This is a genomic window from Loktanella sp. M215 (genome assembly GCF_021735925.1).
Lineage (GTDB): Bacteria > Pseudomonadota > Alphaproteobacteria > Rhodobacterales > Rhodobacteraceae > Loktanella.
On record NZ_WMEA01000001.1, the window covers coordinates 3,331,741 to 3,357,542 of the forward strand.

At 63.0% G+C, this 25,802-nt stretch carries 22 protein-coding genes and 1 pseudogene; 16 read left to right on the forward strand and 7 right to left on the reverse strand.

Features of this window, described 5'->3' with window-relative positions:
• The first annotated feature begins 92 nt into the window (after positions 1-92).
• The 4 genes and pseudogenes from GLR48_RS16430 (at position 93) to GLR48_RS16440 (ending at position 3,520) form a co-directional block, all read left to right on the forward strand.
• Positions 93-353, forward strand: coding sequence for a hypothetical protein (locus GLR48_RS16430; protein WP_237063007.1), 261 nt, complete (start codon positions 93-95; stop codon positions 351-353).
• A 111-nt stretch (positions 354-464) separates the two neighbouring features.
• Positions 465-815: pseudogene (locus GLR48_RS26080) on the forward strand (DUF6880 family protein); the annotation flags it as partial.
• Between the two features lie 435 nt (positions 816-1,250).
• The gene (locus GLR48_RS16435; protein ID WP_237063009.1) at positions 1,251-3,047 is read left to right on the forward strand and encodes a hypothetical protein; all 1,797 of its coding nucleotides are present in this window, start codon (positions 1,251-1,253) and stop codon (positions 3,045-3,047) included.
• Positions 3,048-3,058: 11 nt separating this feature from the next.
• The gene (locus GLR48_RS16440) at positions 3,059-3,520 is read left to right on the forward strand and encodes a hypothetical protein (RefSeq protein WP_237063011.1); all 462 of its coding nucleotides are present in this window, start codon (positions 3,059-3,061) and stop codon (positions 3,518-3,520) included.
• Here the strand turns inward: GLR48_RS16440 and GLR48_RS16445 are convergent.
• A complete protein-coding gene (locus GLR48_RS16445; RefSeq protein ID WP_237063013.1) occupies positions 3,498-5,978 on the reverse strand; it encodes an adenylate/guanylate cyclase domain-containing protein in 2,481 nt (826 codons plus the stop codon). The genes GLR48_RS16440 and GLR48_RS16445 overlap by 23 nt on opposite strands.
• Before the next feature lie 31 nt (positions 5,979-6,009).
• On the opposite strand from GLR48_RS16445, the gene GLR48_RS16450 reads away from it, so the two are divergent.
• Positions 6,010-7,284, forward strand: coding sequence for a YcaO-like family protein (locus GLR48_RS16450; protein WP_237063015.1), 1,275 nt, complete (start codon positions 6,010-6,012; stop codon positions 7,282-7,284).
• Between the two features lie 247 nt (positions 7,285-7,531).
• Here GLR48_RS16450 and GLR48_RS16455 read toward each other — a convergent pair whose 3' ends face one another.
• Positions 7,532-8,692, reverse strand: coding sequence for an amidohydrolase (locus GLR48_RS16455; RefSeq protein WP_237064578.1), 1,161 nt, complete (start codon positions 8,690-8,692; stop codon positions 7,532-7,534).
• 652 nt (positions 8,693-9,344) lie between these two features.
• Between GLR48_RS16455 and GLR48_RS16460 the strand changes: the two genes are divergently transcribed.
• Entirely contained in the window at positions 9,345-9,800 is a 456-nt protein-coding gene (locus GLR48_RS16460; RefSeq protein WP_237063016.1) for a hypothetical protein, read from the forward strand.
• Between the two features lies 1 nt (position 9,801).
• On the opposite strand, the gene GLR48_RS16465 is transcribed toward GLR48_RS16460, so the two are convergent.
• On the reverse strand, positions 9,802-10,464 hold the full coding sequence (locus GLR48_RS16465) for an SOS response-associated peptidase (protein ID WP_237063018.1): 663 nt from the start codon (positions 10,462-10,464) through the stop codon (positions 9,802-9,804).
• A 313-nt stretch (positions 10,465-10,777) separates the two neighbouring features.
• Here GLR48_RS16465 and GLR48_RS16470 point away from each other — a divergent pair, with 313 nt between their 5' ends.
• On the forward strand, positions 10,778-11,896 hold the full coding sequence (locus GLR48_RS16470) for a DcaP family trimeric outer membrane transporter (protein ID WP_237063020.1): 1,119 nt from the start codon (positions 10,778-10,780) through the stop codon (positions 11,894-11,896).
• 59 nt (positions 11,897-11,955) lie between these two features.
• Here GLR48_RS16470 and GLR48_RS16475 read toward each other — a convergent pair whose 3' ends face one another.
• Positions 11,956-13,512, reverse strand: a complete 1,557-nt coding sequence (locus GLR48_RS16475) for a bifunctional metallophosphatase/5'-nucleotidase (protein WP_237063021.1) — start codon at positions 13,510-13,512, stop codon at positions 11,956-11,958.
• A gap of 179 nt (positions 13,513-13,691) precedes the next feature.
• On the opposite strand from GLR48_RS16475, the gene GLR48_RS16480 reads away from it, so the two are divergent.
• Positions 13,692-14,027 (forward strand): DUF952 domain-containing protein, encoded by a 336-nt coding sequence (locus GLR48_RS16480; protein WP_237063022.1) that lies wholly within the window; start codon positions 13,692-13,694, stop codon positions 14,025-14,027.
• A complete protein-coding gene (locus tag GLR48_RS16485; protein WP_237063023.1) occupies positions 14,028-15,077 on the forward strand; it encodes a quinone-dependent dihydroorotate dehydrogenase in 1,050 nt (349 codons plus the stop codon).
• Between the two features lie 150 nt (positions 15,078-15,227).
• On the opposite strand, the gene GLR48_RS16490 is transcribed toward GLR48_RS16485, so the two are convergent.
• Positions 15,228-16,670 (reverse strand): Glu/Leu/Phe/Val family dehydrogenase, encoded by a 1,443-nt coding sequence (locus tag GLR48_RS16490; protein ID WP_237063024.1) that lies wholly within the window; start codon positions 16,668-16,670, stop codon positions 15,228-15,230.
• Positions 16,671-17,009: 339 nt separating this feature from the next.
• Here GLR48_RS16490 and GLR48_RS16495 point away from each other — a divergent pair, with 339 nt between their 5' ends.
• From GLR48_RS16495 to GLR48_RS16505, 3 genes are read left to right on the forward strand one after another with little or no spacing between them, the layout of a single operon-like run.
• Positions 17,010-18,527 carry a TadE/TadG family type IV pilus assembly protein gene (locus GLR48_RS16495; protein WP_237063025.1) on the forward strand — a complete coding sequence of 506 codons (1,518 nt, stop codon included), beginning with the start codon at positions 17,010-17,012 and terminating at the stop codon, positions 18,525-18,527.
• A complete protein-coding gene (locus GLR48_RS16500) occupies positions 18,524-19,117 on the forward strand; it encodes a TadE/TadG family type IV pilus assembly protein (RefSeq protein WP_237063026.1) in 594 nt (197 codons plus the stop codon). Before GLR48_RS16495 ends, GLR48_RS16500 begins: the two co-directional genes overlap by 4 nt.
• Positions 19,114-19,782 carry a TadE/TadG family type IV pilus assembly protein gene (locus GLR48_RS16505; RefSeq protein WP_237063028.1) on the forward strand — a complete coding sequence of 223 codons (669 nt, stop codon included), beginning with the start codon at positions 19,114-19,116 and terminating at the stop codon, positions 19,780-19,782. Before GLR48_RS16500 ends, GLR48_RS16505 begins: the two co-directional genes overlap by 4 nt.
• A gap of 4 nt (positions 19,783-19,786) precedes the next feature.
• Here GLR48_RS16505 and GLR48_RS16510 read toward each other — a convergent pair whose 3' ends face one another.
• A complete protein-coding gene (locus GLR48_RS16510) occupies positions 19,787-20,278 on the reverse strand; it encodes a hypothetical protein (RefSeq protein ID WP_237063030.1) in 492 nt (163 codons plus the stop codon).
• Positions 20,279-20,391: 113 nt separating this feature from the next.
• Entirely contained in the window at positions 20,392-20,988 is a 597-nt protein-coding gene (locus GLR48_RS16515) for a TetR/AcrR family transcriptional regulator (RefSeq protein ID WP_237063032.1), read from the reverse strand.
• 93 nt (positions 20,989-21,081) lie between these two features.
• On the opposite strand from GLR48_RS16515, the gene GLR48_RS16520 reads away from it, so the two are divergent.
• The 4 genes from GLR48_RS16520 to recJ all read left to right on the forward strand — a co-directional run bounded on the left by GLR48_RS16520 (position 21,082) and on the right by recJ (position 25,715).
• Positions 21,082-21,387, forward strand: coding sequence for a hypothetical protein (locus GLR48_RS16520; protein ID WP_237063034.1), 306 nt, complete (start codon positions 21,082-21,084; stop codon positions 21,385-21,387).
• 54 nt (positions 21,388-21,441) lie between these two features.
• Complete coding sequence (locus GLR48_RS16525; RefSeq protein ID WP_237063036.1) at positions 21,442-22,725, forward strand: homoserine dehydrogenase; 1,284 nt, start codon at positions 21,442-21,444, stop codon at positions 22,723-22,725.
• Between the two features lie 143 nt (positions 22,726-22,868).
• The gene (gene glpX / locus GLR48_RS16530) at positions 22,869-23,834 is read left to right on the forward strand and encodes a class II fructose-bisphosphatase (protein WP_237063038.1); all 966 of its coding nucleotides are present in this window, start codon (positions 22,869-22,871) and stop codon (positions 23,832-23,834) included.
• Between the two features lie 123 nt (positions 23,835-23,957).
• A complete protein-coding gene (gene recJ, locus GLR48_RS16535) occupies positions 23,958-25,715 on the forward strand; it encodes a single-stranded-DNA-specific exonuclease RecJ (RefSeq protein ID WP_237063040.1) in 1,758 nt (585 codons plus the stop codon).
• Positions 25,716-25,802 lie beyond the last annotated feature (87 nt).

Genomic DNA, 25,802 nt, shown 5'->3' on the forward strand with positions numbered 1-25,802 from the left:
AAATCTGCTGGCATGTCAAGAAGATTAGCGTTTGGTCATCCGTAAACGCTACGGGGCCGCCCCGTCAGCCTCAACCATGAATTCCTCTGGCATTGCCCGCCGCGATCAAGCTGGATGATCTGTCCCGCAAGAACATTGGGCAAGCCTTGTTTGAGGGCGAGACGCATCCAGTGTTTTACCGGATGGGGCATACGGGTGAGGGGTTTTATCTGGACCTGGGCGGCGCGGATTGGACCGTGGTCGACATTGACGCAGAAGGCTGGCGCGAGAGGCCAATGGACAGCCAGCGTTTCGGCCGCTCACCCGGTATGGCGGCCCTGCCCCAACACATCTGCTTAAACATCTTGAGCTGAGTTTCAAAAAGACGCTGGACGCGGAGAGCCTGCGGAAGCTTCGTAAAATGACTGCCTGAATTTGAAGACGTCGAGGCAGATGAAAAGGCGTAGGACCTTGCAGAGGTTTTCCCGGATCTGGAGGCTGCGATCGATTTTCTCATATCCTGGCCAGCATTGGTCCACGCCGCTCGGCTTGCGCTGACCCGTTCGGTTGAACTGGACGGCAATCGATATGAAACAGTGACCCCGGCCGCCGACGCTCTGTCCGACAAACACCCCCTTGCTACCGTCCTATTGCGACGTGCGAAGATCGACGATGCCCTCAACGGCGCGAAATCATCGCGCTACTGTCATGCCGCTTGGCACTTTGACGCATGCCAATCGCGTGACGCAATCATCAAGGACTATCGAACCCATACAGGTCATGAAGCGTTTGCTGCGTATCTGGATCAAATGCATCATTGCAAATCCGGCTTCTAGGACCTTGTCGCGTAGTTTCGGCCCGCACAATCATTGTTGCATTACGCCGCAAACGTCAGCCGCGAGCGCTCATTGCCGCAACGTGCTACCTGGCCAATCGGCAGCGCGGTTTTACCAATGTGTCATGGCAAGCTATTTTCTCGCCCTCTCGGTGGGCGTTCATCTTGCTATAGGAACAGACCGTTTCGCATCTCCACTCCGCCCAAGCCCATCTTAAACCAAAACATAGCTAACGCTTTAACGAGAGATGTGAGGGGTGCGGGGTGTGGGTCAGAGATGCCGCCTCACGACGCAGAACTACCTAATTGACGTTACGGCAGATACGCCTCATAATTGGACCAGCAAGAGAAAAAATGCACTTCGGATGAGGTGATATTTTATGTCGTTTTTGCTCCGCATTTTTACTGCAACGTTTTCGACATTTGAAGGTGCCGTATGACGGCCCTCGCGTCACGTCATGGGGCAGGCTACCGTTTGGTGCTGCGAGAGCGGTCAAACGATGGTCGGCGGAGCCTGGAGGCGGATGTCTTCGGCCCCGACAAAATGGCGAACGATCCGGATACGCCCCTGCTCCTCGACATAGTGGAGACAGCGCGGGGCCGGTCCTTGCAGATCGGTGATGCGGTTGCCGAACGGATCGGGCGTTTGATCCTGCGCATCAGCCCACACGCTTCGGGTGGTCTGTCGCCCCGTGAAGCCTTTATCGCCTCGCCGGTCCGCATCTACGAACGGACGATGGCTGCGGGACCGCCGCCGGATCACGATATGCTCGACCGTCTCGGGCGGCTTGGAGATGCGTTGTTGGTCGACTATGGCTTTGCGCCACTCCCGCCCCTGCCACAGCTGATGGCACAGACGCCGGCCGCCTATACCTATCTCGGTCAGTTTCTGGCACATGAGATGACGGTGTGGAACCCGACGGCTAACCCTGCCCTGCCGCCCTTTGCGGGGCCCATCGACAGCGCCATCGACCTCAAGACGATCTTTCAGCTTCCGCAGGGTTTTCCGGGCACGCTGCCGGTTCACGTGAAAGAGGTCGAGGGGCTGCCGTTAACCAAGACGATATTGGATTCAGGGTCGGGCTTTTCCGGCAGCGGGTTGGACGACGTGCCACGGCTGGCGACCGGTTGGCCCTTGTTGCTGGACCCGCGCAACGACCAGAACCTCGCGCTTTCGCAAACGCATGTCGCTGTCACGCGCTTCGCGCAGGCCGCCATGCGCATACTGAACGATACTGATCTGAGTGCGGATGACATTCGCCGAGTCGTACTCCGGCATTTTCAGTCGGTGGTGCTGCAGGATTATCTGGTGCGGCTGGTGGATCCTGCGACCTATCACGATGTGATGACGCGCGGCCGTGTCTGGGTAGCCCCGTCGGGAGGGGGCATTGCGTTGCATCCGTTCTATGTTTCGCACGAATTTTCCGCCGCGATCTTCCGTTTTGGCCATGCGATGAGGCGCGATGAATACGCACCGTGGAACACGGCCAATCCGGACAACACGGTCGATAGCGCGCTGGCATCGGATTTGCTGGGCTTGTCGTTTGAAGGCATGGGACTGACGAATGGGCGTCTACTGCAGACCTGGACAACCGACTGGCGGCATATGCTCGGGCTGGACGCAATGCCACCGATCAAGGCCACCGGCATCGGGACGGACCTGAGACAGTCGCTTTTCTGCTTGCCGAAGGACCTCTTTCAACACGGGGACCTAGATGTGCCATGCCCTGGCACGTTGACCGAACACATCAATCTTGCGCGACGCACGCTGGTGAGTGGCGCGGTGCAACTGCTGCCCAGCGGCCAGGCCCTGGCACAGGCGGTGCAGGCGGCGTTGCAGGCAGCCGGTTCAACCTGCGAGATCCCGATCCTCGCCCCGGACGCGCTTGACATACCCCACAACCCCGATGCCACAGCCATCATGCGCGAAGGCGCGATCGGCAGCCGGTTTGTCGATCAGACGCCGCTTTGGGTCTATACGCTGCTAGAGGCTGCGGTGATCGGGAATGGCAACCGGCTGGGCCCGCTGGGCGGTCGCATCGTCGCCGAGACGCTGAACGCCGCCATCGAGGCCAGCGGTTCGGACATGATCGTGGATGGCGTGCGCCAGCATTTTGCCCCTGACCCAAGGTTCGGCGGAACTTCAAATGACCGCTTTGACTACAGCGACCTGGTGCGGTTGGCATTTTCCGTCAATCCAGAGCAGATCGACGACACCCAGACCCCAACCTGAAAGGACTGAACATGGCTGATATCGTGGTATTTGACCGAAGCAAGGCGGGCGATGTGGATCAGCGCAGGTCCGGCATGAAATTGCTTGGAGAGGTCTTCAACAAGTATTTCACGACACCGAACCTGTCGCCCGACGATGTAGTGAACAAGACGATCCAGGAAATCATCGAGGATCACGCCGATTTCGACGTCACCTACAAAGGCGACACCAATGTCATGTCCATCGCAAGCAAGTCCGCGGGGATTTACGACTATCAGTTGGGGAAGCAAACGAAGAAGGTCAAGCTGAAGGGCGTGAAGGATCAGGACAATGCGGGCACCGAAGAGATGAACATCGCCATTTCGGAAGGACACAACGATCTGCTGATGGCGGGCAACTACCTGTCGAAGGTCATTACCGATCTTGGCGCACCCGACAGCGACGATCGCAGGAAGTACCTGCTTGGCACGATCACGTATCGGCGTTGCCGCTGATCCGCGCCTCGGTCCGGACCGGCATCGCCTGACGCAACGCAGATGACAGCGCAAGGCGGTCCGCTTCGGTCTGGATCGGATAGGCAGAGGTGAACCAGGCATGCACGCTTTCCGCATCGGGCAGGTGGGGGCCTGCCCAGACCGGGGCCAGTTCCGCCAGCAACTTGCGGAACGCATGCTGCGCCTCGGTCGTCTTGCCTTGGCGGGCCAGAGCGGCGGCGAGCCAGCCCTGATTGTCGACGATCTGGTCGCCTGACCGGCGCGCCGCTTCGACAGCCGCTTCATCCTGACCGCCCAGAAAACGCACCGCCGCAGCATAGCACCATTGATGCGGGCGCAGCATGGGTGCCAGCGCAATCGCGCCGTCCAGCAGATGGCTGGCCCTCAGATGATCGCCCAGAAACGCATAGCCCATCGCGGCTGAGATCGTGGTCGTCGGGCTATAGGGATTGAGCGATGACGCAAGATCAAGATGCACAGCCGCTTGGTCAAACCTGCTCGTCAACGCCGCAGACCAAGCCAGCGCGAGATGGTTGCGGGCATCCATCGGGTCCAGTTCGACCGCCAGAGAGGCATTGATCCGGGCCGCTTTGGCATCCTCGGCTGAAAACGCACTGCCCGGAAATAGGATGTGGCGCACGTTGTAGATGCTCGCAAGGCTGGCGTGGGCCGGTGCGAATTCGGGGGTTCGGGAAATGATGCCGGCGAACAGAACCTTGGCCTCGGCGTCGGCTTCGGGCGTCCATCGCAGCAGAAGGGATTCGCCGCGCAACCAGTCGTCATAATCGTCTGTATTTGTCGGCGAGACATTCAAACATTGGGCAAGCCGGTCGGCCGAGATATAAACTTCAAGCGCTGCCGCGATCCGACCGACGACCTGACCCTGGACCCGGCGCCAATCGGCCGCAGAAACCGGGTATGAAGAACTCCACGCGATCCGGCGCGAGGTCGGCTCGACCAGTCGCAGGCTGAGGTTCGCACCGTTATCCGACATGTCGCAGCGCCCTGTAAGAATGTAGTTTGCCCCGCCAAAACTGTCGTCGGACACGTCGAGTACGGCCCAAGTCCGAAAACGGGACAGGTTAGCCAGAAGATCGGACCGGAATTTTTCGGCAATCGGTTGCGCCTCGGGCACGTCAAAGTCGATCGCACCAACGGCAACCTGTGGCAGGTGCGGTGCGGACCCGACCTTGCTCCGGTCTCGATGTCCGGCGGCCGATCCCCGGACGGACAAGGCAAAGGCGCTCACCTCGGAACCCGGCGTTAGCTGATATACGGCGCCGAGATGCGCCGACAGGCGGTCGAATTCACGCAGGGCGGCTTCGCTTCGGCCCGTCGTCGCAAAATGGCGCATCAGCGCGTGGGAGGCCGGTTCGTGCCCCGGCTCGAACCGCAGCAGTGCCTCTGCCGCAGCGCGGAGCGCGGGTTGCGAATCGTGATGCCGTGTCAGACACGTCTCCAGCCCCGCGATAAATCGATCCCGCCAGAATGCGCGCTGAACCCGCAGCCAAGTCACCAAGAGCGGGCTGACCCGGTCAAGCCCGGCAACGAGACCGTCAATCAGCCGATCCGGATGACGCAGGGCCGGTGCGACGACGCCGGAGATCAGCGACCGGTCGATCAGATGCAGATCCACAGTGACAACACTGGTGTCGAGGCGCAACATGACGCCATCGGCGACGATGATATCCGGCGCGGCAAAGGCGCCGTAGGAATTGACCAGCTTTCGCGTGCGCGCAAGGGCCTGCCGGGCCTTTTTCGGATCCTTTTCGGGCCAGAGCATGGCCGCGATCCGGCTCGCCTCGACCGAGTCATCCGGGTCAAGTGCCAGCGCCCCGATCAGCGCCAACGCATGGGCCGAGCGGATCGCCTGCACCTCATTGTCCTGCGTTTTCATCCGCACACCACCGACGATGTCTAGGCGCAGCGTTCCGCCGGGCTTGCGGTGTCCCGCCCCTTCGACAAGACGATAGACGCTCAGGTCGTCGCCGATGTTCTTCAGCAGCGGCCGGCCAATCGCATCCAGATAATAATCTGTCGACTGTCCCAACAAGGCCGTGACGGGCTGCGACACGATGATGCCGCCCGGTGGAGCCAAAGTTTGGAGGCGTGCGGCGATGTTGACAGCATGCCCGAAGACGTCGCCACCTTGCATCCGCACTTCGCCCAAGTGAAGACCGATCCGGAACAGCGACGGGGGTGCCGCCTCTTGCCGGTGGGTCTGGCGCTGAATCAGACGCGCGCAATCCACGGCATTGCCGACGCTTGGGAACAGCGCGATCCACCCGTCGCCGGTCGTCTTGACCAGAGTCCCGCCAAACCGCATAGTTGCCCGGCGCGCGCGGGCGAAACTGCGCTCGACAAAGTCAATCGTCGCCGCCTCGTCATGTGCCATGTGCCGACTGTAGGCTTCCAGATCGGCGCACATGACGACGAGAATTTGCGGTTTGTTCGGCATGCACCAACCTTCGTCGGGACCAGATTGATCTATGTTACAAGAAACCGCGCAAAACTGCGAGGATCTCGACGTGGATGCATGGCGACTTGGTCATCTGGAGGGGATGTTTGACATCGTTTCGATGCCAAGCGCTGCTCCGGTGCACATTTGCGCGGCTTTGCCCAATTCTCGTGCGCTGGAACGGTGGCCGGATTTCCCGACGGCTGCGCTGCCAACGTCGGGCCGGATTGCAAACGGTTGCGGTCTGACCGCTGCGGCCAGTCGACGCAGCGCGATCGGCGAGGCTGTGGAGCTTTTGAAAACCTGCGCCTGGGGCAATGAGCCGGTGATCCGGGCAACGGTCAAGGACCTGGGTGCCCGCGCAATCCGACCCGAGATGCTGAACGGTTTCTCGCGCAGTCAGATCGAGTCCCGCGTACAGGAAAACCGACGTCTTGCCGGTCAGGACTGGATCCCCGCGTCCCGGCGTGACGATGTGCCACTGGACTGGATGCAAGCCGAGGACGCGCAGACGGGCGGACTGCTTTACGTCCCGGCCGATGCCGTTTTGATCGGACGGCGCGACGCAGGCGACCCGGCCGCTGTTGCGGTGGCCGAAAGTAACGGCTGTGCCTGCGGTCCCACGGTGGAAGCGGCGAAATGTGCGGCGTTGATGGAGTTGATAGAGCGTGATGCCGCAGGGCGCTGGTGGTATGGCCAGCGACGACGCCAAGGCCTCGACCCTGCCATCCTTGGCGCCTTGCCCGAGTTGAGCGCCTATCTTTCCAGCCGATCGCGCCGCTTTTTCCTTTTCAACATCACGACCGATCTCGCTGTGCCGGTCGTTGCGGCGGCATCGTGCGAGCCGGATGGTACGGTTGTTGCGCTGGGTTTTGCGGCAAAGACCAATTTGACCGAGGCGGCGCGTGCGGCCACCATCGAGATGCTCGCGACCGAAACGTCGCTTCCACCATGGCGCGATATCGGGGACGACGCGGTGGCCAGAACCTGGGTCAAGCGGGTGTGCGCCTTCGACCTGCCCGTGTTCTCGGATGTAGAACCGGCTGTCTCGCCTCTGCCGGGCAATGATACCTCCTGGACCCTCGATGCCTGCCTTGCGATGTTGCTGTCGAGGAACTGCCGCGCTCTTTTTGTCGATCTGTCACGAAGGGACGCGCGCGCACCGGTCTTCAGGGCCTTTTCGCCCGAGCTGTGTCACATTCGACCAAGGTTCGGCAAAATGCGCCTGCTCGCCCCGGATGCACTTGACCTCGAACAGGTTAAGGCGGGGGCCGAAATGCCCGGTGCCTGGCCAATCCTGTTTTAACGCTGCCGCGATTTCGGCGGGTACGGCATGTGCCAGCAGTAGAAATCTTGGTCCACACAGAGGGGCAGCAAAGAACGAACCTGAAGGTCACCCCGCAACCAGCACGCTGTGAAAATCGAGTGACCTGTCCCCCCGGTCGTCCCTCAGTCTGATGTCGAATCTGTCAACCTGTGCAAAGAACTCAATCTTCATCCCATCTGCATCGCAGCGAATAGCTGCTTTTGAAACGGCATAGGTTGCGATACGCCTAAGCGGTTCCCAACAGATCTCGCGCAATGCGTTCAAAGATTGCGCTCCCGATCGGAATCAAGTCATCGGGGAAATCGTAGTCCGGATTGTGCAAGGCCGCATGACCTTCGCCGGAACCCAGGAACAACATCGCGGCTTTTGCGCCCCATCCAAATACACCGAAATCCTCTGATGCACGCATCGGTACGTTCTCTTGCCCGTGGGGAACACCGATTGCCTCAATCGCCCTGGTCGCGACATCGTAGGCGTCCGCGTCATTTACCGAAGCCGCGAAATGGTCGTGGATCTCGAACGCGACGCCAAGCCCGTGTTCATCTGCGACAGATGTGGCAATGGTGCGCGCGGCGGCTTCAAGGCTTTCAATGCCAGCATCACCAGCCGCACGCAGGGTTGCGAAAACCTCTGCTTCACCGGGGGCGATGCCAAAGGTCGGCTCCCCGATGTTGACATGAGTGATCGTCACCAACCGAAATGCATCGTTGCGCGGACCGCCTTCGCCATGCCCCAGCTCATCCAGTGCCGGGATCAATTTGGCGACTGCTAACGCAGGTGAGACACCGTCCTGCGGGTTGGCGGCATGGGCCGTTTTCCCGCTGAGCTTAACCTTCAAACCCAGCGACGCACAGTTCATTAAACCAACACGGGTCGAGACGAACCCAAACGGGCTTCCGGGATCGTTGTGAATGGCAAAAGCCCAGTCGGGTTTCACTTCGTCAAAGGCCGGATCAGCGACGACAGCCTTCGCACCGCTTCCGTCTTCTTCGGCGGGCTGAAACATCAAGATGACGCGCCCTTGTGCGACCGGTTTGCGCGAGATCATACGGCCCAGGGCAAGCAGCATCGTCATGTGGCCGTCATGACCACAGACGTGGCTTTTGCCAGGAATCTCCGAGGGCCACGCGATTGCGTCATTGCGTTCCTCGATGGGCAGGGCATCAAGTTCAGCGCGAAAGAGAACCGTGGGGCCGTCCTTGCCGCTGTCAAAGATCGCAGCCACGCCATGTCCGCCCAACCCTGTGAGGATACGCGTCGGACACATCAGTTTCACCGCAGCCACGACAGTCTTGGCGGTTTCCATTTCTTCGCCAGACACTTCGGGACGACGGTGAAGCGCACGGCGAAATTCTGTCAATGCGATCAGATCACTGTTTGTCAGCATGTTTCGCTCTGCTTTCGCATTCAGTTTCATTCATGATTGCAATACCAAACAGCGGACCGATAGCCGCCCTCAAAAAACGACCTATCGCGTACCTAAGATCCCTCGCCCCCATTGGTGCCCCTGCAACGAATTTACGCTTTGTCTGAATTGCACGTGTGCCATGAGCCCCACACCAACTTCCAAGTTCGATATGTCGATGTCTCATATCGACGATGTCTGTCTATGTTGCCACCGCGCAGGCTACGGCTGACAACTGCCGTGCCTCTTTGAAAAAATATTGACGGTCGTGCTGGCATGTCTCCCTCGATGCCGAACGATCTGACACAGTCACTTGTTTGGCCCAACACTGCACGCGCCACCCCGCTTGGTCTAGCAAAGCGCTGGTCCGTGCGAAACTGGATGAGACCTTCCCCCAAAAAAGTCGCCAATAGTCGACGGCTGCAGGCGTTCCTCGACAGTCGGTGATGCCATCAAACTTATCCCAAGATCCTTCGGTTCGAAGCCAAGACGTCTGCGAAGAATTGGATGTGGTGGCGCAACTGGCCGACGATCTCCTCGACCATATGCGTTCGGTTTCAGCCATAAATCCGCCCAGATCAGGCGTTACCCATCCCTGAAGCCGCAAAATATTCCCGACATAGGATCTTACGCCATGAAGCTGTTCGTCGTTTTTTCAGTGTTGATGATCTTTGGCGCAGTCAACGCATCCGCAGCACCTTGCTCGGCGGTCGGCCATACCATCGCGGCAGAGAATGCGGGTTTCGTGCCGAACAAGATGTATTTCTGTGTGGATACGACCCAACCGGCGACAAACGACAAAATCTACATCCAGAACAACAGCGGCAGGACCCTGACGATCAGGTACAAGGCTTTGAACGGCGCTGACATCTATACCAGCACGATCAACAACGGTGCCAAATCGCCCGCTTTGGCGACCCCCGGGGGTGGAGCGTTCACCGCTTTGATCTATACAAACGAACAATATTGCACGAAGACTGACTGGAAAGGACGATGCACTGCCTATGGTAACCGAACTGTTGAATCGTCCTACTACAGCAGTTCTAACGACGGCTCCCTCGTGATCGGCAATGCGCCAAATTCTTATTGAGTCATTCCACCGGTGCGATCAGGTCCTCTCCGACGGCCCGATTTGAATTAACCTGCGTCGACACCTTCGTGAACGTCAGCGCAACGTCGGCAACGGCCCGCATCAAAGGCGCCGCACCGTGACCCGCCTCGCCCAGCCACAGCGGCCAATCGCCGGGTGACAGGATCACTGGCAAGCGGTCGTGGATCGGCGCCATCGCAGCGTTGGCGCCACAGGTGACGACGGCACAGGTCGCCAGTGGCGCCTCAGCCTTCGACCAGTCCTGCCAAATGCCCGCCATGGCCATCGGCGACCCGTCGCTGCGCGTGACATACCACGGCTGCGGCACGGCGCCCGGCACGCGGTGCCATTCATAGAACCCGCTGGCGACGATCAGGCAGCGCCGTTCACGGACGGCGGCGCGAAAGGCGGGCTTGTCGGCAATGGTCTCTGACCGGGCATTGATCAACAGCGGTCCGCCGGACAGCTTGTCATACCAGTGCGGTACGAAGCCCCAGCGCATGGGACGCAGGCGACGCTGCCCCTCGCCCGCCGTCACCACGTGGACGGCCTGCGTCGGGCAGACGTTGTAATCCGGGGTATTGGGCAAGTCATTTGCGGGCGCCGCGTCAAAGACCTGCGCCATCGCATCATGAGGGAGGGTGATCGCCATGCGTCCGCACATGATGACAATCTAGGATCGCCCAGACCGTAGCGCCAGTATCGGTCGTCCGCGTACACGCGTCTTGTCCGAATCAGTCCGGGCCACTCACGCTCTGGCAACCTGCGCGACGCGCGCGTCGTCACGACACTGCCTAAAAACCGAAACTGGATCATGTTTTCAACGCGGACCGGCGCGACAATGCGTCGCCGTGGTCCGGTCAATCGCGTGATCGGCGCAACAGTCACGTGTTTTTCCGGCAACGACAGGTGGTCCCGCGCCGGGTGCGGCTGGCATGGACGAGGGGTTCACCCCTCTTACCTTGAAAGGCCATCAGATGTTCCGGACGACCCATCTTCTACTGGCGACGACCTTGATTCCCTTTGCCGCGGCAGCGGCAGCACAGGACGACGCCGGAAAAATCGCCGCACTGGAGGCCCGCGTCGCGGCGCTGGAAAGTGCAAAATCCGATCCCATGACCTTCGGCACAGGGTCCGGCACGACGCTGGACTTCTACGGCTATGCCAAGCTCGATCTGATCTACGATTTCGGGTATGAGCTGGGTGATACGACCTTCGGCCTGAACGGTATCGGGGCCTCCAGCCCCACGGGCGACTATTTCAACGCCACCGTGCGTCAGACCCGTCTGGGATTCCGCACCACCACCCAGACCGATCTGGGCGAATTGGGCACGCAGGTCGAGATCGACTTTTACGGCGCCGACCAGATCGAGCCGCGTCTGCGCCACGCCACGGCAACACTGGGCGGCCTGCGCGTCGGCCAGTACTGGACCCAATTCATGCCGATCTCGTCCTACCCTTCGACGCTGGATTTCCAAGGGTTCGCCGGCATCCCCTTTGCCCGTCAGGAGCAGGTCGCCTTTACCTACGACATGCCCAACAGCCTGTCGGTCACCGGATCGATCGAGGAATCGAACGGCGAAAGCGACGATCCCGTGCTGATCGCGGCCCTCGCATATGACACCGATCCGCTGCTGCTGCGCGCCTCTGCCCTGACCGGCACCGTGAACAACACGACCGGCGGCAGCGAAGATGTCTATGGCATCAACCTGTCGACCACGGCACAGCTGTGGAACGGCGCGTCGGTCGATGCGGCCTATACATACGGCGAAGGCATCAACAGCTACATGGTCTTTGGCGGCAACGATCTGGACGCGGCCGGCAACCCGATCGAGATGCAGGCCGCCTATATCGGCCTGACGCAGGCGGTCGGCGAAAAGCTGACCCTGCGCGCGATCTACGGTTGGCATGAAAACGACGCGGGCGTCGGCACAGACAGCACCGAGACGCTGACCACCGCGCACCTGAACGCGCAGTATCAGCTGCTGGACAACGTGTCGGTTGGTGCGGAGTATTTCCACGGCACGCGCGACACCTTTGGCGGTGCGTCCTATGACGTGGACCGCATCCAGACCTCCGTTCAGATCAGCTTCTGAACGCAAAGGGCGCCCCGGCTTATACCCGGGGCGCCCTCTTCATCCGATCAGAACCGGCCTTAGTTCACCGTGATGCGGCCATCGGTATAGGGCGTGTAGGCCCCGTTTTCGGCAATGTAGTCCGCCACGACATCCGCCAGATCCGGGCCGAAGTCATAGGCGTTTTCCGCCGTCTGGAACATCTTGTAGCCGTCGCCGCCGTTGCGCACGAAGTTGTTGGACACCACGCCATAGGTCGCCGCGGGATCAAGCGGTGCGCCGCCCACCATCACGTCGCTGATGCGGCTGCCCACCTCTGCCGCCGGATCGACGGTAAAGGTCATGCCCGCCACCTGCGGGAAACGACCGCCGCCGTCGGCCATCTCGGACACGCCATTCTCCAGCGCCTCCAGCAGGACCTGCCCCGGCACCTGGAAGGTGGACAGCGTGTTCTGGAACGGCAGCACCGTCAGCACCTCGCCCTTGGTCACCTCGCCCGCGTCGATGCCCGCACGGATGCCGCCGCCGTTGGTGATGGCGACCTGAATGCCCTGATCCTTGACCCGCGCCAGCATGGCGTCGGCGATCAGGTTGCCGCCCGAACATTCCATCGCGCGGCAGACGTCACGGCTGCCATCGATGGCCTCGGTCGTCTCGCCGATGACCTCGTTGCGGATCGCCTCCAGCGGTTGCGCCAGTTCCGCGATGCGGTCCACGGTCGGCTGATCCTCGGCCACGGAGCCGTCCATCAGGATCGGCTGGCCGGAGGCTTCGGTGATGACGCCCGCATCGTCGAAGGTCACGTTCAGCTCGCCCAGATACTTGCCGTAGGCATAGGCCTGCACGATCGCGGTGTCGCCGACCATGGTGGGATACTTGCCCTTGGCCCCTTCCATGTCGCCCAGCAGGGTGTTGTCGTGGCCACCCACGATCACGTCGACGCCGGTGGTATTGGCCGCCACGTCTTGATCGACCTGGTAGCCGGAATGCGACAGGACGATGATCTTGTCTACGCCCTCGGCGGTCAGCTTGTCGACCTCGCCCTGCACCGCTTCGGCGGGCTGGGTGAAGATCACGTTGGGGCCGGAACTGGAGAGTTCGTCGGTATCGACGGGGGTCAGGCCGATCAGGCCGATCTTTTCGCCCTTCTTCTCGATGATCGTGGACTTGACGATCTTGTCGGCCAGCAGCGCCTCGCCCGACAGATCGGCGTTCGACATCAGGATCGGAAAGTTGACGGCATCGACGAATGCGCCCAGCACTTCAGGTCCATCGTCGAATTCATGGTTGCCCACGGTCATCGCGTCATAACCCAGCTTGTTCATGAACTCGGCGGTCATCGTGCCCTTGTACTGGGTATAGAACAGCGTGCCCTGAAACTGGTCGCCGCCATCCACGAGGATCGAATTCTCGGTCTGCGCGCGGGCCGCTTCCAGTGCCGTCACAAGGCGCGCTTCGCCACCAAAGCACTCGCCGGCTGTGTTGTCCTCGGCGGCGCAGGGACCATCGTACTTGCTGATCGGCTCGAACCGGTCATGGAAATCGTTCGTGTGAAAGATGGTCAGGCTGTAGTCGGCGCTGGCGGCGCTGGCGGTCAGCGCCAGTGCGGCGGTCGTGCCAAGGATGCGTGCGATCATGTGGATATCCCCCAAGTTGTCATGCGGGCAGATTGGCCGCGGGTTTTGATGAAGTCAAACGCGGGGTCAGGTTGATCCAGCGTCACTTTGCGAACTGCCTATTCCGTGTGTGTAACGCGCGATTGACGGGCGGCGCGGGACGCTTGATTTCCCCCCGCCCCTGCGTCATCTGTCATTCCATGCTGATCTATAAAATCTTTCGCGGCCCCGAATGGGACGCCCTGCAGGCGGACGGATCGACGACGGGCGCGCCAGTCGATCTGGCCGATGGTTTCATCCACTTCTCGACCGCCGCTCAGGCCGAGGAGACGGCGCTGAAGCATTTCGCCGATGTCGAGGGGCTGCTGCTGGTCGCCGTCGATGCCGATGCACTGGGCGAGGATCTGCGGTGGGAGCCGTCGCGCGGCGGCGACATGTTCCCGCACCTTTACCGCCCGCTGCTGGACAGCGACGTCGTCTGGCACAGGCCCCTGCCCCTTGTGGACGGGCAGCACCAGTTTCCGGACATGACCTAGATGTATCGCCACCTCGAAGATCTGGCCCTGCTCGCGTTGCAGCAGATAGACCCGGAGCGCGCCCACGGGTTGGCGCTGCAGGCGCTGACCATGGGTCTGGGGCCATCGGGCGGGCCTGTCACATCACCGCGGTTGCGCACGGTCGTGGCAGGCCTTGATCTGCCCAACCCGGTCGGGCTGGCGGCGGGATTCGACAAGAATGCCGTAGCCCTGCGCCCCCTGTCGCGCTGCGGCTTCGGTTTCATCGAAGTCGGTGCCGCCACCCCGCGCCCGCAGCCGGGCAATCCCAAGCCGCGCCTGTTCCGCCTGATGCAGGACGGTGCCGCAATCAACCGCTTCGGGTTCAACAACGACGGGGCCGAGGCGATTGCCAAGCGGTTGAAAGCCCACAAGGGCATCGTCGGCCTAAACCTTGGGGCGAACAAGGAATCGGACTACCGCGCTGGCGATTTTGCGCGGGTGTTGGCCATGTGCGGTGCCGATGTGGATTTCGCCACCGTCAACGTCTCCTCCCCGAATACAGAGCGGCTGCGCGACCTGCAGGGAAAGGCCGCACTCTCCGCTCTGCTGTCCGGTGTGATGCAGGCAAATGCAGCATTGGCCAACCCGATCCCGATTTTTCTGAAGATCGCACCGGACCTGTCCGAGGTCGAGATTGCGGATCTTGCGGAGGTGGCGAATTCCTCTGGCATCGCCGGGTTGATCGCCACCAACACAACGCTTGCGCGTGACGGCCTGCATGGCCCGCACAGGGACGAAAAGGGCGGCCTGTCAGGCCAGCCGCTGTTCGAACGCTCAACCCGCGTGCTGGCCCAGCTTGCCGGTCTGACCCGGCTGCCGATCATCGGCGTCGGCGGCGTCGGCTCGGCAGAGCAGGCCTATCAGAAGATCCGCGCCGGGGCATCGGCGGTGCAGCTTTACACCGCACTCGTCTACGGCGGCATCCGGCTGGCCAGCGAGATCGCGGAAGGTCTTGATGCCCTGCTGGCGCGCGACGGTTTTGCCACCGTGGCGGATGCCGTTGGCAGCGGGCGCGCGGACTGGACCTGAGGCCAGACGACCCCACCATCCGTCCCTGTCCCGGCCTGATCGCCGCCTCCCAGCTGTCATGCCTGCGGCGGATGACCGGGTTCGCCGCGTCAGGCGGCCCCGTGCGATCGCACCGGGCCGCCTGACCGTGGCCGGATCGATCCGGGCCAGTTACAACCCTTTTGCGCGGTAGCTGTCGGCCACCTTGCGGATCGACACGAGGTAGGCGGCGGTGCGCAGGTCGTGGACATCGTCGCGACCATGCCAGACGGCGCGCATGGCCTGATAGGCCGTGCGCATCGTGTCATCGAGGCCGGAGCGCACAAGCTCCAGCTCGTCCGCACCGCGCAGATACTTTTCCTTGAAATTCGGCGTCATCGACCAGCGGTGTTCCAGCATGTCGTCCAGACGCTCCAACTCGTCGACCAGCAGCTGGTGCCGCGCTTCCTCGGCCCGGCGCTGCATCCGGCCAAACCGGATGTGGGACAGGTTCTTGACCCATTCGAAGTAGCTGACCGTCACACCGCCCGCGTTGGCATACATGTCGGGGATGATCACCACGCCCTTCTTGCGCAGCACCTCGTCGGCGCCCGCCGTCGTGGGACCGTTCGCCGCCTCGATGATCAGGGGGGCCTTGATGCGGTCGGCATTGCCCATGTTCAGCACACCCTCAAGCGCTGCCGGAATCAGGATGTCGCAGTCGTGTTCCAGCAGGGTGCCGCCGTTGGCGTCATGCGTGGCCGTCGGATAGCCCGAGACCCCGCCGTGGCCCGCGATCCACTTCTTCACATCCTCCACATCCAGTCCGTCCTCGGCATAAAGCGATCCGTCGTGTTCGATGATCCCGGTGACAAGACAGCCGTCTTCCTCGCTCAGGAACTTGGCGGCGTGATAGCCCACGTTGCCCAGACCCTGCACGATGACGCGCTTGCCCGACAGCTTGCCGGTCAGGTTGGCCTTTGCCACATCCTCGGGGTGGCGGAAGAATTCGCGCAGGGCGAACTGCACACCGCGGCCCGTCGCCTCGGTGCGGCCCTGGATGCCGCCGGCGTTGATCGGCTTGCCGGTGACGCAGGCGGCGCCGTTGATGTCGGTGGTATTCATGCGCTTGTACTGGTCGGCGATCCACGCCATCTCGCGCTCTCCCGTGCCCATGTCCGGGGCGGGGACGTTCTGGGCGGGGTTGATCAGGTCGCGCTTGATCAGCTCGTAGGCAAAGCGGCGGGTGATCTGTTCCAGCTCGTGTTCGTCCCAGGCCCGCGGATCGATGCACAGCCCGCCCTTGGACCCGCCGAAAGGCGCATCGACCAGTGCGCATTTGTACGTCATCAATGCGGCCAGTGCCTCGACCTCGTCCTGATGGACGGACAGGGCGTAGCGGATGCCACCCTTGACCGGTTCCATGTGTTCGGAATGGACGGACCGATATCCGGTGAAGGTGTGGATCGCACCGCGCAAACGCACGCCGAAACGCACGACATAGGTGGCGTTGCAGACCCTGATCTTTTCCTCCAGCCCCGGCGACAGATCCATCAGCTTGACCGCGCGGTTGAACATGATGTCGACGGATTCGCGAAAGCTGGGTTCGGGCTGTGCCATGTCGGACTGGGTCATCTGTGTTTCCTTCCCTGATGCCGGATCGCAGGACGCGAGGTGCTGCGCCCTCCCATGCCTAGCTCAAATCCGGTCTGACCCCAACACATCAGTGGAGCCGCTACAAAACGGTTAAGAAAACCCTCTGACGCGGCATCCTCATCGGGAAATGTCGTCCATCTCGCGCACAGTGACCGCGACGCCTCGTCATTGTCGCAATACCGCGTGCCGGGTGGCACCGCCCTGCCCGGTTGCCGCCCTATTTTTGCCATCCGGAAATGGTTCAACACGATGGTTCGCAACAGGAATGGACCGGGCGAGGCGGATTCCACGGGAATCCCTGGCATGGAAAGACAGACGATGACACAGAAACATCAGTCGACGCAGATCAACCGCAAGGGTCCGGTGCCGCGCCTTGCGACATTTGTGCGCTCGGAAGACGGCAACCTGTTCATGCTGGCCGTGCCGCTGATCCTCATCATGGCGATCTGGGGCGGCATCGCGGTCGATCTGATGCGCTTCGAATCCCGCCGGGCGATGCTGCAGGGCGTCACCGACCGCGCCGTGCTTGCCGCCGCAAACCTGAACCAGACCCAGGACCCCAAGCTTGTCGTGCGCGATTATTTCGCCAAGGCCGGGATGGCCGACCAGCTGGCCGGCGATGCCATTGTGAACCAGGGCTACAAGCGCCGCGAGGTCACGGTCGCGGGCGATTACGAACTTGACACCTTTTTCATGCGCTACCTCGGCGACGCCTACAAGACGCTGTCGGCGCAGACGGTCTCGACCGCCATGCAGGGCGTCGGCGCGGTTGAAGTGTCACTGGTGCTTGACCTGTCGGGTTCTATGGCGAACACGATCGGAAGCACCTCCACGACGCGGATCGAGAAGCTGCGGACCGCCGCCTCCAGTTTCGTGACGAAATTGCTGCTGCCCGAATACAAGGACCGGATCTCGATCTCGCTGGTCCCCTATTCCGAACAGGTCAACATCGGCCCGGATCTGTTCGATTTGTTGAAAATCAATCCGGGCACAAAACACAACTTCTCTCACTGCATCGAGCTGCCGGCATCGGAATTTACCAAGGTCACCTTCAACGATTCGCTGTTTTACGAGCAGACGCAGAACATCCAGACCAACGGCTATGGGTCGGGAAGCTACCGGGACTACAACAACCCGAATCTGGACCAGCCGGTCTGCCCGCGATTCGACTACGAACGCATTATCCCGATCAGCCAGAATGCGACCAAGCTGACGACCGCGATCAACAAGTTGCAGCCTCGCGCCGGCACCTCGATCTTTCTGGGATTGAAATGGGCGACGACCCTGCTTGATCCGTCGTTTCAATCGGTCATCAAACGGTTGCCCACAGGCACCATCGACACGTCGTTCGCCGAGCGGCCGGAACCCTATGACCCGGACAAGAGCAAGGGTCAGACGATCCGGTCCTTGAAGTACATCGTCCTGATGACGGACGGCTACAACGACAACTCTTATCGTCTTTACAGCGAGCATTACGACGACCCAAGCGAGCGCCTCTACTGGGCCTATCACAACCTGCCTTGGGTCACGTATTCATCGGCAGGACCCCAAGCACCGGAAGCGCGGTTCTTCAGCCGAACCAACAAGTTTTACACGGACACCCAGGGTGCCGGCTATATGGACAGCATGTGCGATGCCGCCAAGACTGCGGGGATCATCATCTATACCATCTCGATGTCGGGCGACAACAACGGGCCCCAGGACATCGCCGGCCGCACCGCCATGGAAAAATGCGCCAGCACCAAGAACCACTTCTTCAAGACCTCCGGCCAAGAGCTGAACGAGATCTTCGACCGGATTGCCAAGCAGATCACCGATTTGAGGCTGACCCAATGATGCGACATCGCGACAGGCATCCCGCGACGGCACCCAGCCGCATTCCCGGTCGGCTGACGATACTTCTACGGCGTTTCAGACGGTCCGAAGCAGGCACGTCCACGTTCGAATTCATGATATTGTTCCCGGTCGTCTGGATGATGTTCGGCCTGACAATGGAATCGGGCATGTATTCCATGCAGCAGGTGATGCTGGAACGCGGTCTGGATCTGACCGTGCGCGACGTGCGCCTGGGCGTCATGGACAATCCAACGCGCGAGACGCTGATCGCGCAGACCTGCGCATACGCCCTGATCCTCAACAACTGCGAAAGCAGTCTTCGCATGGAAATGATCCCCGCCGACGTCCGCAGCTGGACGGCCATTCCACGCGAAGTGCCCTGCATCGACCGCAGCGAGGTTGGCATTCCGGTCATGAACATCACGAACGGTGACAACAACGATCTGATGGTCCTGCGCGCCTGCGTGCTGATCAAGCCTCTGCTGCCGCTGGCAGAATTCGGCCGCACGTTGGTCGAAAGCAATGACAAGAGTAACGACGAATACGCACTGTCTGTCACATCGTCCTATGTCATGGAGCCGTTCAAATGATGACGCAGTATCGGTCGTTAGAAATGTCGATCCGCCGGTGGTGGCGGCGCGAGGATGGATCGCTGACACTCGAATTCCTGATCTATGCCCCATTGATGTTCTTTACGTTTCTGGGGACGCTGGCATTCTTCGATGCCTTCCGGGCCGAGTCCATTAACGAAAAGGCGGCGATGACCATCGCCGACATGCTCAGCCGCGAGACCGGCTATATCAATGATACCTATGTCGACGGCACCTACGGTTTGCTGCAGTTCCTGACACGCGGCGACGCGACGCCGGACATGCGCATCAGCGTCGTGCGATTCGAGGAAAAGATGAAAGGCGCGAACACGACAAGCAAGGACCGCTACCGGCTGGTCTGGTCAGAGGCGCGCGGCAGCGGCGTTCACGTGGCGATGACCGACGAGGAAGCCATGACGATGTTGCCGAAACTGCCGACCATGACGCAGGACGAGCGTCTGATCGTGGTCGAGACATGGTCCAACTACAAGACGTTCTTCAACCTCGGCTTCAATATCGCATGGAACACGACAGGGAACGATGCTTCCGAGGCCAAGCCGCCGGAGAATATCCTGCTGTCTTCGCTGATCTTCGTGGCGCCGCGGGTCGGTCTGGCGCAGACCTGCTTCAACAACACCACGGTCGAGGCGAACCGGATCTGCTGATCCGTCAGGAGGCATCTGGCGGCGGTGCCGTGTCCAGCGCGATCCGGTCGGCCATGGCCTTGGCGACCCCCGGCGGGGTCAGACCGCCAATGCCGACGCGACGCCCCAGACGCCAGTAAAGCCCAGGCTGCCATGCCCGCGGCTGCGGGCCCCGCATGGCCAGATTGAACCCGTTGGACGGCTTCAGCGACAGCGGGCTGCGGTCGACCCGCGCGATGGCGTGGCGGGCGGCGATGACCCGCCCCTGCCCGTCGACCACGCCCTGCGCCGTCCAGTGCAGGCTGTCCCCGCGCCCGCGCCACAGGGTACGCGCCAGCGCCAGGGCCACCACCGCCACCGCGATCATCGCGGCCTGTGACAGCGGCGCCTGCCCCAGCGCCGCGCGCAGCAGCAGGGCTGCCAGCGCCACCATCAGGCCGATGCCCGTAGCGGTGCGCGCAGGTGTCGGCGCCAGAACAAGGGCCTCTGTCCGGTCCGGCGGCGGCGATGACGTCATGTTCACTCTCCCTTGTGCGTGCAGCGGTCGGTGGTCTGACCGCCCTGCGCCATCCTCCTACGCGACCCCGCCGCCCGCGTCATGGGCGAAAGACGCGCGGCTGCGGGCCAGGCTCAGACAGGCCGCGCCGCGACGGCGCGGCGCACCAGATCCCAGTAGACCTCTGCCACCTCTACCGCGTCCAGCCGCCCGCCCGGATCGTACCAGTTCGTGATGCCGGTCAGCAGCGCGATCAGCGCCAGCGTCGTGACCCGCGGATCGGTCAGTGCGAAATCGCCGGCCTGCAGGCCCGCGCGCAGGATCGCCTCCAGCCGGTCTTCGTAGCCGCGCCGCAGGGCTGCGATACGGGCGTAATTATCGGGCGAAAGGTTGCGCAATTCCATGTAGCTGAGGAACACGACATCACGGCGCGGCAGGTGGAACGCGATATGGAACCGGGTAAAGGCCTCCAGCTGCGCGGAAGGTGGACCGGTCAGGTCGGCGGCATCGAGGGCGCTGGCCAGTTCCATCATGTGATCACGCAAAAGATCGAACAGCATGGCCTGCTTGTCGGCGGTATAGTTGTAAAGCGCGCCGGCCTGCACACCCACCTCTGCCGCGATCTGGCGCATCGACACGGCAGCAAAGCCGTGGCGTGCGAAAAGATGCAGCGCGGCGTCCTGCACCTTCGGTCCGGTGATCCCGGCATGAGAGCCCTGTTTGCGCGCCATGCCCCCAGATAAATGAACGCTCGTTCATTTGAAAAGCGGTTTCGCCGCCGGGCCGCAGCGCCTATGTTCAGGGCGTGTCCTAAAGGTAGCACCATGATCCCTGCCCGCCCGCCCCTCGCCCTCGTGTTGATCGCGCTTTGCGGCTGCGCCACGCCCCCCGCGCTGGACGATCGGATCTCGGCGGCGGCAGCGGCAGCGCCCTATCCCACCTTGCAGCCGCTGGCCCCGCTTCTGACGCAGGCGGCACAGCCTCCACAGATCACGGCCCAGACGACCAGCGCCACGCAGGGCGATGCCGCAGGATTGCGCGCGCGCGCCGCGGCCCTGCGCGGGCCGGTCGTGGATGCGGCGACGCGCACCCGGATGCAGCAGGGCCTCGCACGGCCTGCGTTGCGGTAGCCCCGGCTTTTCGCTAACACCCCCCGCAACGCAGCCCCGTCCGGAGATCCGCCCATGTCAGACCCCCTTCGCCTTGGTATTGCAGGATTGGGCACCGTGGGCGTCGGAATCGTGCGGATCGTGCAGACCCACGCCGATCTGCTTGCCGCCCGCGCGGGGCGGCCCATCGTCATCACCGCCGTCTCGGCCCGGTCGCAAAAGGACCGCGGCGTCGATCTGTCGGGCTATGCCTGGGAAAGCGATCCCACGGCCCTTGCCGCGCGCGACGACGTCGATGTGGTGATCGAGGTGATGGGCGGCCACGACGGCCCGGCAAAGGCCCTGAGCGAGGCCGCGCTGAAAGCCGGCAAGGATCTGGTCAGTGCCAACAAGGCGCTGCTGGCGATCCACGGGCAGGCCCTGGCCGAAACCGCCGAGGCTGCCGGTCGCGTGATCCGGTTCGAGGCCGCCGTCGCCGGTGGCATCCCCGTGGTCAAATCCCTGATCGAGGGTCTGGCCGGCAACGCGATCAGCCGGGTGCTGGGCGTGATGAACGGCAGCTGCAACTATATCCTGACCCGGATGGAGGACGCGGGCCTGACCTATGCCGAGGTCTTCGAAGAGGCCAATCAGTTGGGCTACCTCGAGGCGGACCCGGAACTGGATGTGGGCGGCATCGATGCGGGCCACAAACTGGCGCTGCTGGCGGCCATTGCCTTTGGCACACAGGTCGATTTTGACGGTGTGGCACTCGAAGGCATCGGGTCCGTCACGATCGAGGATATCCGGCAGGCCGCCGACATGGGCTACAAGATCAAGCTGCTGGGCGTGGCGCAGATGACCGGGCGCGGGCTTGAACAGCGCATGTCCCCTTGCCTTGTTCCCGTAGGATCGCCCTTGGCGCAGTTGCAGGGCGGCACCAACATGGTCGTGCTGGAAGGCGACGCCGTGGGCCAGATCGTGCTGCGCGGTGCGGGCGCGGGTGAAGGCCCAACCGCCAGCGCCGTGATGGCCGACGTCCTCGATCTGGCGCGCGGCACGCGCTATCCGACCTTTGGCCAGCCCGCCAGCAGCCTGCGCCGCGCACGGGCCGCCACGGCCGCGATCCCCGCGCCCTATTACCTGCGCCTGCAACTGCTGGACAAGCCCGGCGCGCTGGCCAAGGTCGCGACGGTGCTGGGCGACGCCGGTGTCAGCATCGACCGGATGCGCCAGTACGACCACACGGATACGGCAGCACCGGTGCTGATCGTCACCCACAAGACGACGCGGGCCGCGCTGGACGAGGCGCTGGCCCGGTTCGCGGACACCGGCGTCGTCACCGCCACACCCGTCGCGATCCGGATCGAAGCCGTCTGATCGTCCGGCGCGCCCCTCGGCGTGTCAAGGCGGCAGCAGGGATGCGATGCATGACGAAAAGCCATGACCGTTAGCGATCACATGGTTGTCATGTCACGGGTTTAGACGCTAGGCCCGCGCAGAGGATCACGAAGGAACCCCAGATGCCCCCCGTCACCGATTTCAACGACCGCACCCTGTCGCTTGGCCTTGCCCGCGTGTCAGAAGCCGCCGCCATCGCCTGCGCCCCCCTGATCGGCCGCGGCGACGAGAAGGCCGCCGATCAGGCCGCCGTGGACGCCATGCGCACGCAGCTCAACAAGCTCGACATCGCCGGTGTCGTCGTCATCGGCGAAGGCGAGCGTGACGAGGCGCCGATGCTCTTCATCGGCGAGGAGGTCGGCACCGGCAAGGGGCCCGGCGTGGACATCGCGCTCGACCCGTTGGAAGGCACGACGCTGACCGCCAAGGACATGCCCAACGCGCTGGCCGTCATTGCGATGGGACCGCGCGGCAGCATGCTGCACGCCCCCGACGTCTATATGGATAAGCTGGCCATAGGTCCGGGGTTCAAGACCGGCGTCGTCACGCTGGATATGACACCGTCAGAGCGGGTCTCGGCGCTGGCGGCGGCCAAGGGCTGTTCGATCAACGACATTACCGTCTGCGTGCTGGAACGCCCGCGCCACGAGGACATGATCGCCGAGATCCGGTCCACCGGCGCCGCGATCCGTCTGATCACCGACGGCGACGTGGCCGGTGTCATGCACTGCGCCGAAGCGGCACGTACGGGCATCGACATGTACATGGGCTCCGGCGGCGCACCCGAGGGCGTGCTGGCGGCAGCAGCACTGAAATGCATGGGCGGCCAGATCTTCGGCCGCCTGATGTTCCGCAACGACGACGAACGGGGACGCGCCACCAAGGCGGGCATCACGAATTTCGACCGGGTCTATACCCGCGACGACATGGTGACCGGCGACGTGATCTTTGCCGCAACCGGCGTGACCGACGGCTCCTTGCTGCCGGGGATCAAGCGCGAACCCGGCTTCGTCACGGCAGAAACCATGCTGATGCGGTCCAAGACTGGATCGGTGCGCCTCATGCGGTATCGCAACCCGGTGGCGTAAGGGATCGGGCCTTTGGCCCGGACCTGCCGCGCGGGCGTTTATCCGGCCAGGTGAAGGTGGAGGCCTGTTCCCGACCCGGTGCCTGTGTCACAAGGCGGCCTGATACCGACGGCGGAGACCAGCGTGACCGAAAAGGCAGCCTTTCTGAACGTGACGGCGTCGCTAACCGGGCGGCGCTGGATTGGGCCGGGTCTGGTCGAGGACCGGGCCTGCGACGCCATGGAACAGGCGACAGGCCTGCCCGCAGCACTCTGCCGCACGCTGGTGCGACGGGGCGTCGCTGCGGACCGCGCTGCTGCGGACACTTTTCTGGCTCCCACCCTGCGCGACCTGCTGCCCGACCCGCGTTCCCTGCGCGACATGGACATCGCGGCGACGCGATTTCTGGCAGCGGTCCGCGCTCGCCAGCGGATTGCGATCTTTGCGGATTACGACGTGGACGGCGGCGCCTCGGCCGCGCTGCTGATCGTCTGGCTGCGCGAGATGGGGCTGCGCGCGACGCTCTACATCCCTGACCGCATCGACGAGGGGTATGGTCCCAACGACGCGGCCATGGCCGCCCTCGCCCGCGATCACGACCTGATCGTCTGCGTCGATTGCGGCACCCTGTCCCACGGGCCCATCGCCGCCGCAAAAGGCGCCGATGTCATCGTGCTCGATCACCACTTGGGCGCCGAGACGCTGCCGCCGGCCGTGGCCGTCGTCAATCCGAACCGGCAGGACGAGGATGGCACGCTGGGGCATCTGTGTGCCGCGGGTGTCGTCTTTCTGATGCTGGTCGAGGCCAACCGCCTGCTGAAGGTGGACGGACAGCGCGGGCCGGACCTGATCGGGATGCTCGACCTCGTGGCGCTGGCCACCGTGGCCGACGTGGCCCCGCTGACCGGCGTCAACCGCGCCTTCGTGCGACAGGGTCTGACCGTCATGGCGCGGCGCGACAGGCCGGGGATCAAGGCACTGGCCGATGTGGCCGGCATGGATCAGGCCCCCACGGCCTATCACCTCGGCTTTCTGCTGGGGCCCCGCGTCAACGCCGGTGGCCGCATCGGTGCGGCAGACCTCGGCGCGCGGCTGCTGTCGACCGCGGACCCGCATGAGGCCGCAGCCTTCGCCGACCGGCTGGATCAGCTGAACACCGAACGCCGCGAGATCGAGGGCCGCGTCCGCGAGGCGGCACTGGCGCAGGCCGAGACGCGTGGCCTTGATGGCCCGCTGGTCTGGGCCGCGGGTGCGGGCTGGCACCCCGGCGTCGTCGGCATCGTGGCCGCCCGCCTGAAAGAGGCAACCAACCGCCCCGCCATCGTGATCGGACTGGACGGCGGCATCGGCAAGGGATCGGGCCGGTCCGTCAACGGGATCGACCTTGGCGCCGTGATCCAGCGGGTCGCGGGCGAGGGTCTGCTGCTGAAGGGCGGCGGCCACAAGATGGCGGCCGGCCTGACCGTGACCGAGGATGGGCTGGACGCCGCGATGGCGCGAATCGCCGTGCTGCTAGAGCGGCAGGGCGCTGGCGACCTGGGACCCTCCGATCTGGCGATCGACACGCTCTTGATGCCCGGTGCCGCGACGGTCGAGCTGATCGACCGGATCGCCGCGGCGGGTCCCTTCGGCGCCGGTGCCCCTGCCCCGCGTTTCGCCTTCCCCGACTGCCAGATCCTGTTCGCCAAGCAGGTCGGGACAGGCCACCTGAAGGTCACGTTCGGCGACGGCCTCGGCGCCCGGATCGACGCCATCGCCTTTGGCGCCATGGACGGCCCGCTGGGGGCTGCGCTGGTCGGTCATGGCGGTGCGCGCTTCCATCTGGTCGGTCGCCTGGAGATCAATACCTGGCAGGGCCGACAAAGCCCGCAGCTCCGCCTCGAAGACGCCGCCCGCGCCTGAAACGCCTGCGTTTCTTGAGCGAAACATGGTCCGATTTTGCACCGCAAACTTTTTCCGGTTTTCCGCCGAAAAGGGACTTGCACCCCC

What these genes read in the sequence shown, in the direction of transcription:
- GLR48_RS16505 (WP_237063028.1), top strand. Translation starts at nt 19,114, where the DNA reads ATGATGACGCAGTATCGGTCGTTAGAAATGTCGATCCGCCGGTGGTGG.
- GLR48_RS16455 (WP_237064578.1), bottom strand. Translation starts at nt 8,692, where the DNA reads ATGCTGACAAACAGTGATCTGATCGCATTGACAGAATTTCGCCGTGCG.
- GLR48_RS16450 (WP_237063015.1), top strand. Translation starts at nt 6,010, where the DNA reads ATGTTACAAGAAACCGCGCAAAACTGCGAGGATCTCGACGTGGATGCA.
- glpX (WP_237063038.1), top strand. Translation starts at nt 22,869, where the DNA reads ATGCCCCCCGTCACCGATTTCAACGACCGCACCCTGTCGCTTGGCCTT.
- GLR48_RS16465 (WP_237063018.1), bottom strand. Translation starts at nt 10,464, where the DNA reads ATGTGCGGACGCATGGCGATCACCCTCCCTCATGATGCGATGGCGCAG.
- GLR48_RS16495 (WP_237063025.1), top strand. Translation starts at nt 17,010, where the DNA reads ATGACACAGAAACATCAGTCGACGCAGATCAACCGCAAGGGTCCGGTG.
- GLR48_RS16480 (WP_237063022.1), top strand. Translation starts at nt 13,692, where the DNA reads ATGCTGATCTATAAAATCTTTCGCGGCCCCGAATGGGACGCCCTGCAG.
- GLR48_RS16500 (WP_237063026.1), top strand. Translation starts at nt 18,524, where the DNA reads ATGATGCGACATCGCGACAGGCATCCCGCGACGGCACCCAGCCGCATT.
- GLR48_RS16515 (WP_237063032.1), bottom strand. Translation starts at nt 20,988, where the DNA reads ATGGCGCGCAAACAGGGCTCTCATGCCGGGATCACCGGACCGAAGGTG.
- GLR48_RS16510 (WP_237063030.1), bottom strand. Translation starts at nt 20,278, where the DNA reads ATGACGTCATCGCCGCCGCCGGACCGGACAGAGGCCCTTGTTCTGGCG.
- GLR48_RS16435 (WP_237063009.1), top strand. Translation starts at nt 1,251, where the DNA reads ATGACGGCCCTCGCGTCACGTCATGGGGCAGGCTACCGTTTGGTGCTG.
- GLR48_RS16470 (WP_237063020.1), top strand. Translation starts at nt 10,778, where the DNA reads ATGTTCCGGACGACCCATCTTCTACTGGCGACGACCTTGATTCCCTTT.
- GLR48_RS16475 (WP_237063021.1), bottom strand. Translation starts at nt 13,512, where the DNA reads ATGATCGCACGCATCCTTGGCACGACCGCCGCACTGGCGCTGACCGCC.
- GLR48_RS16525 (WP_237063036.1), top strand. Translation starts at nt 21,442, where the DNA reads ATGTCAGACCCCCTTCGCCTTGGTATTGCAGGATTGGGCACCGTGGGC.
- GLR48_RS16485 (WP_237063023.1), top strand. Translation starts at nt 14,028, where the DNA reads ATGTATCGCCACCTCGAAGATCTGGCCCTGCTCGCGTTGCAGCAGATA.
- GLR48_RS16445 (WP_237063013.1), bottom strand. Translation starts at nt 5,978, where the DNA reads ATGCCGAACAAACCGCAAATTCTCGTCGTCATGTGCGCCGATCTGGAA.
- GLR48_RS16490 (WP_237063024.1), bottom strand. Translation starts at nt 16,670, where the DNA reads ATGACCCAGTCCGACATGGCACAGCCCGAACCCAGCTTTCGCGAATCC.
- GLR48_RS16520 (WP_237063034.1), top strand. Translation starts at nt 21,082, where the DNA reads ATGATCCCTGCCCGCCCGCCCCTCGCCCTCGTGTTGATCGCGCTTTGC.
- GLR48_RS16460 (WP_237063016.1), top strand. Translation starts at nt 9,345, where the DNA reads ATGAAGCTGTTCGTCGTTTTTTCAGTGTTGATGATCTTTGGCGCAGTC.
- GLR48_RS16440 (WP_237063011.1), top strand. Translation starts at nt 3,059, where the DNA reads ATGGCTGATATCGTGGTATTTGACCGAAGCAAGGCGGGCGATGTGGAT.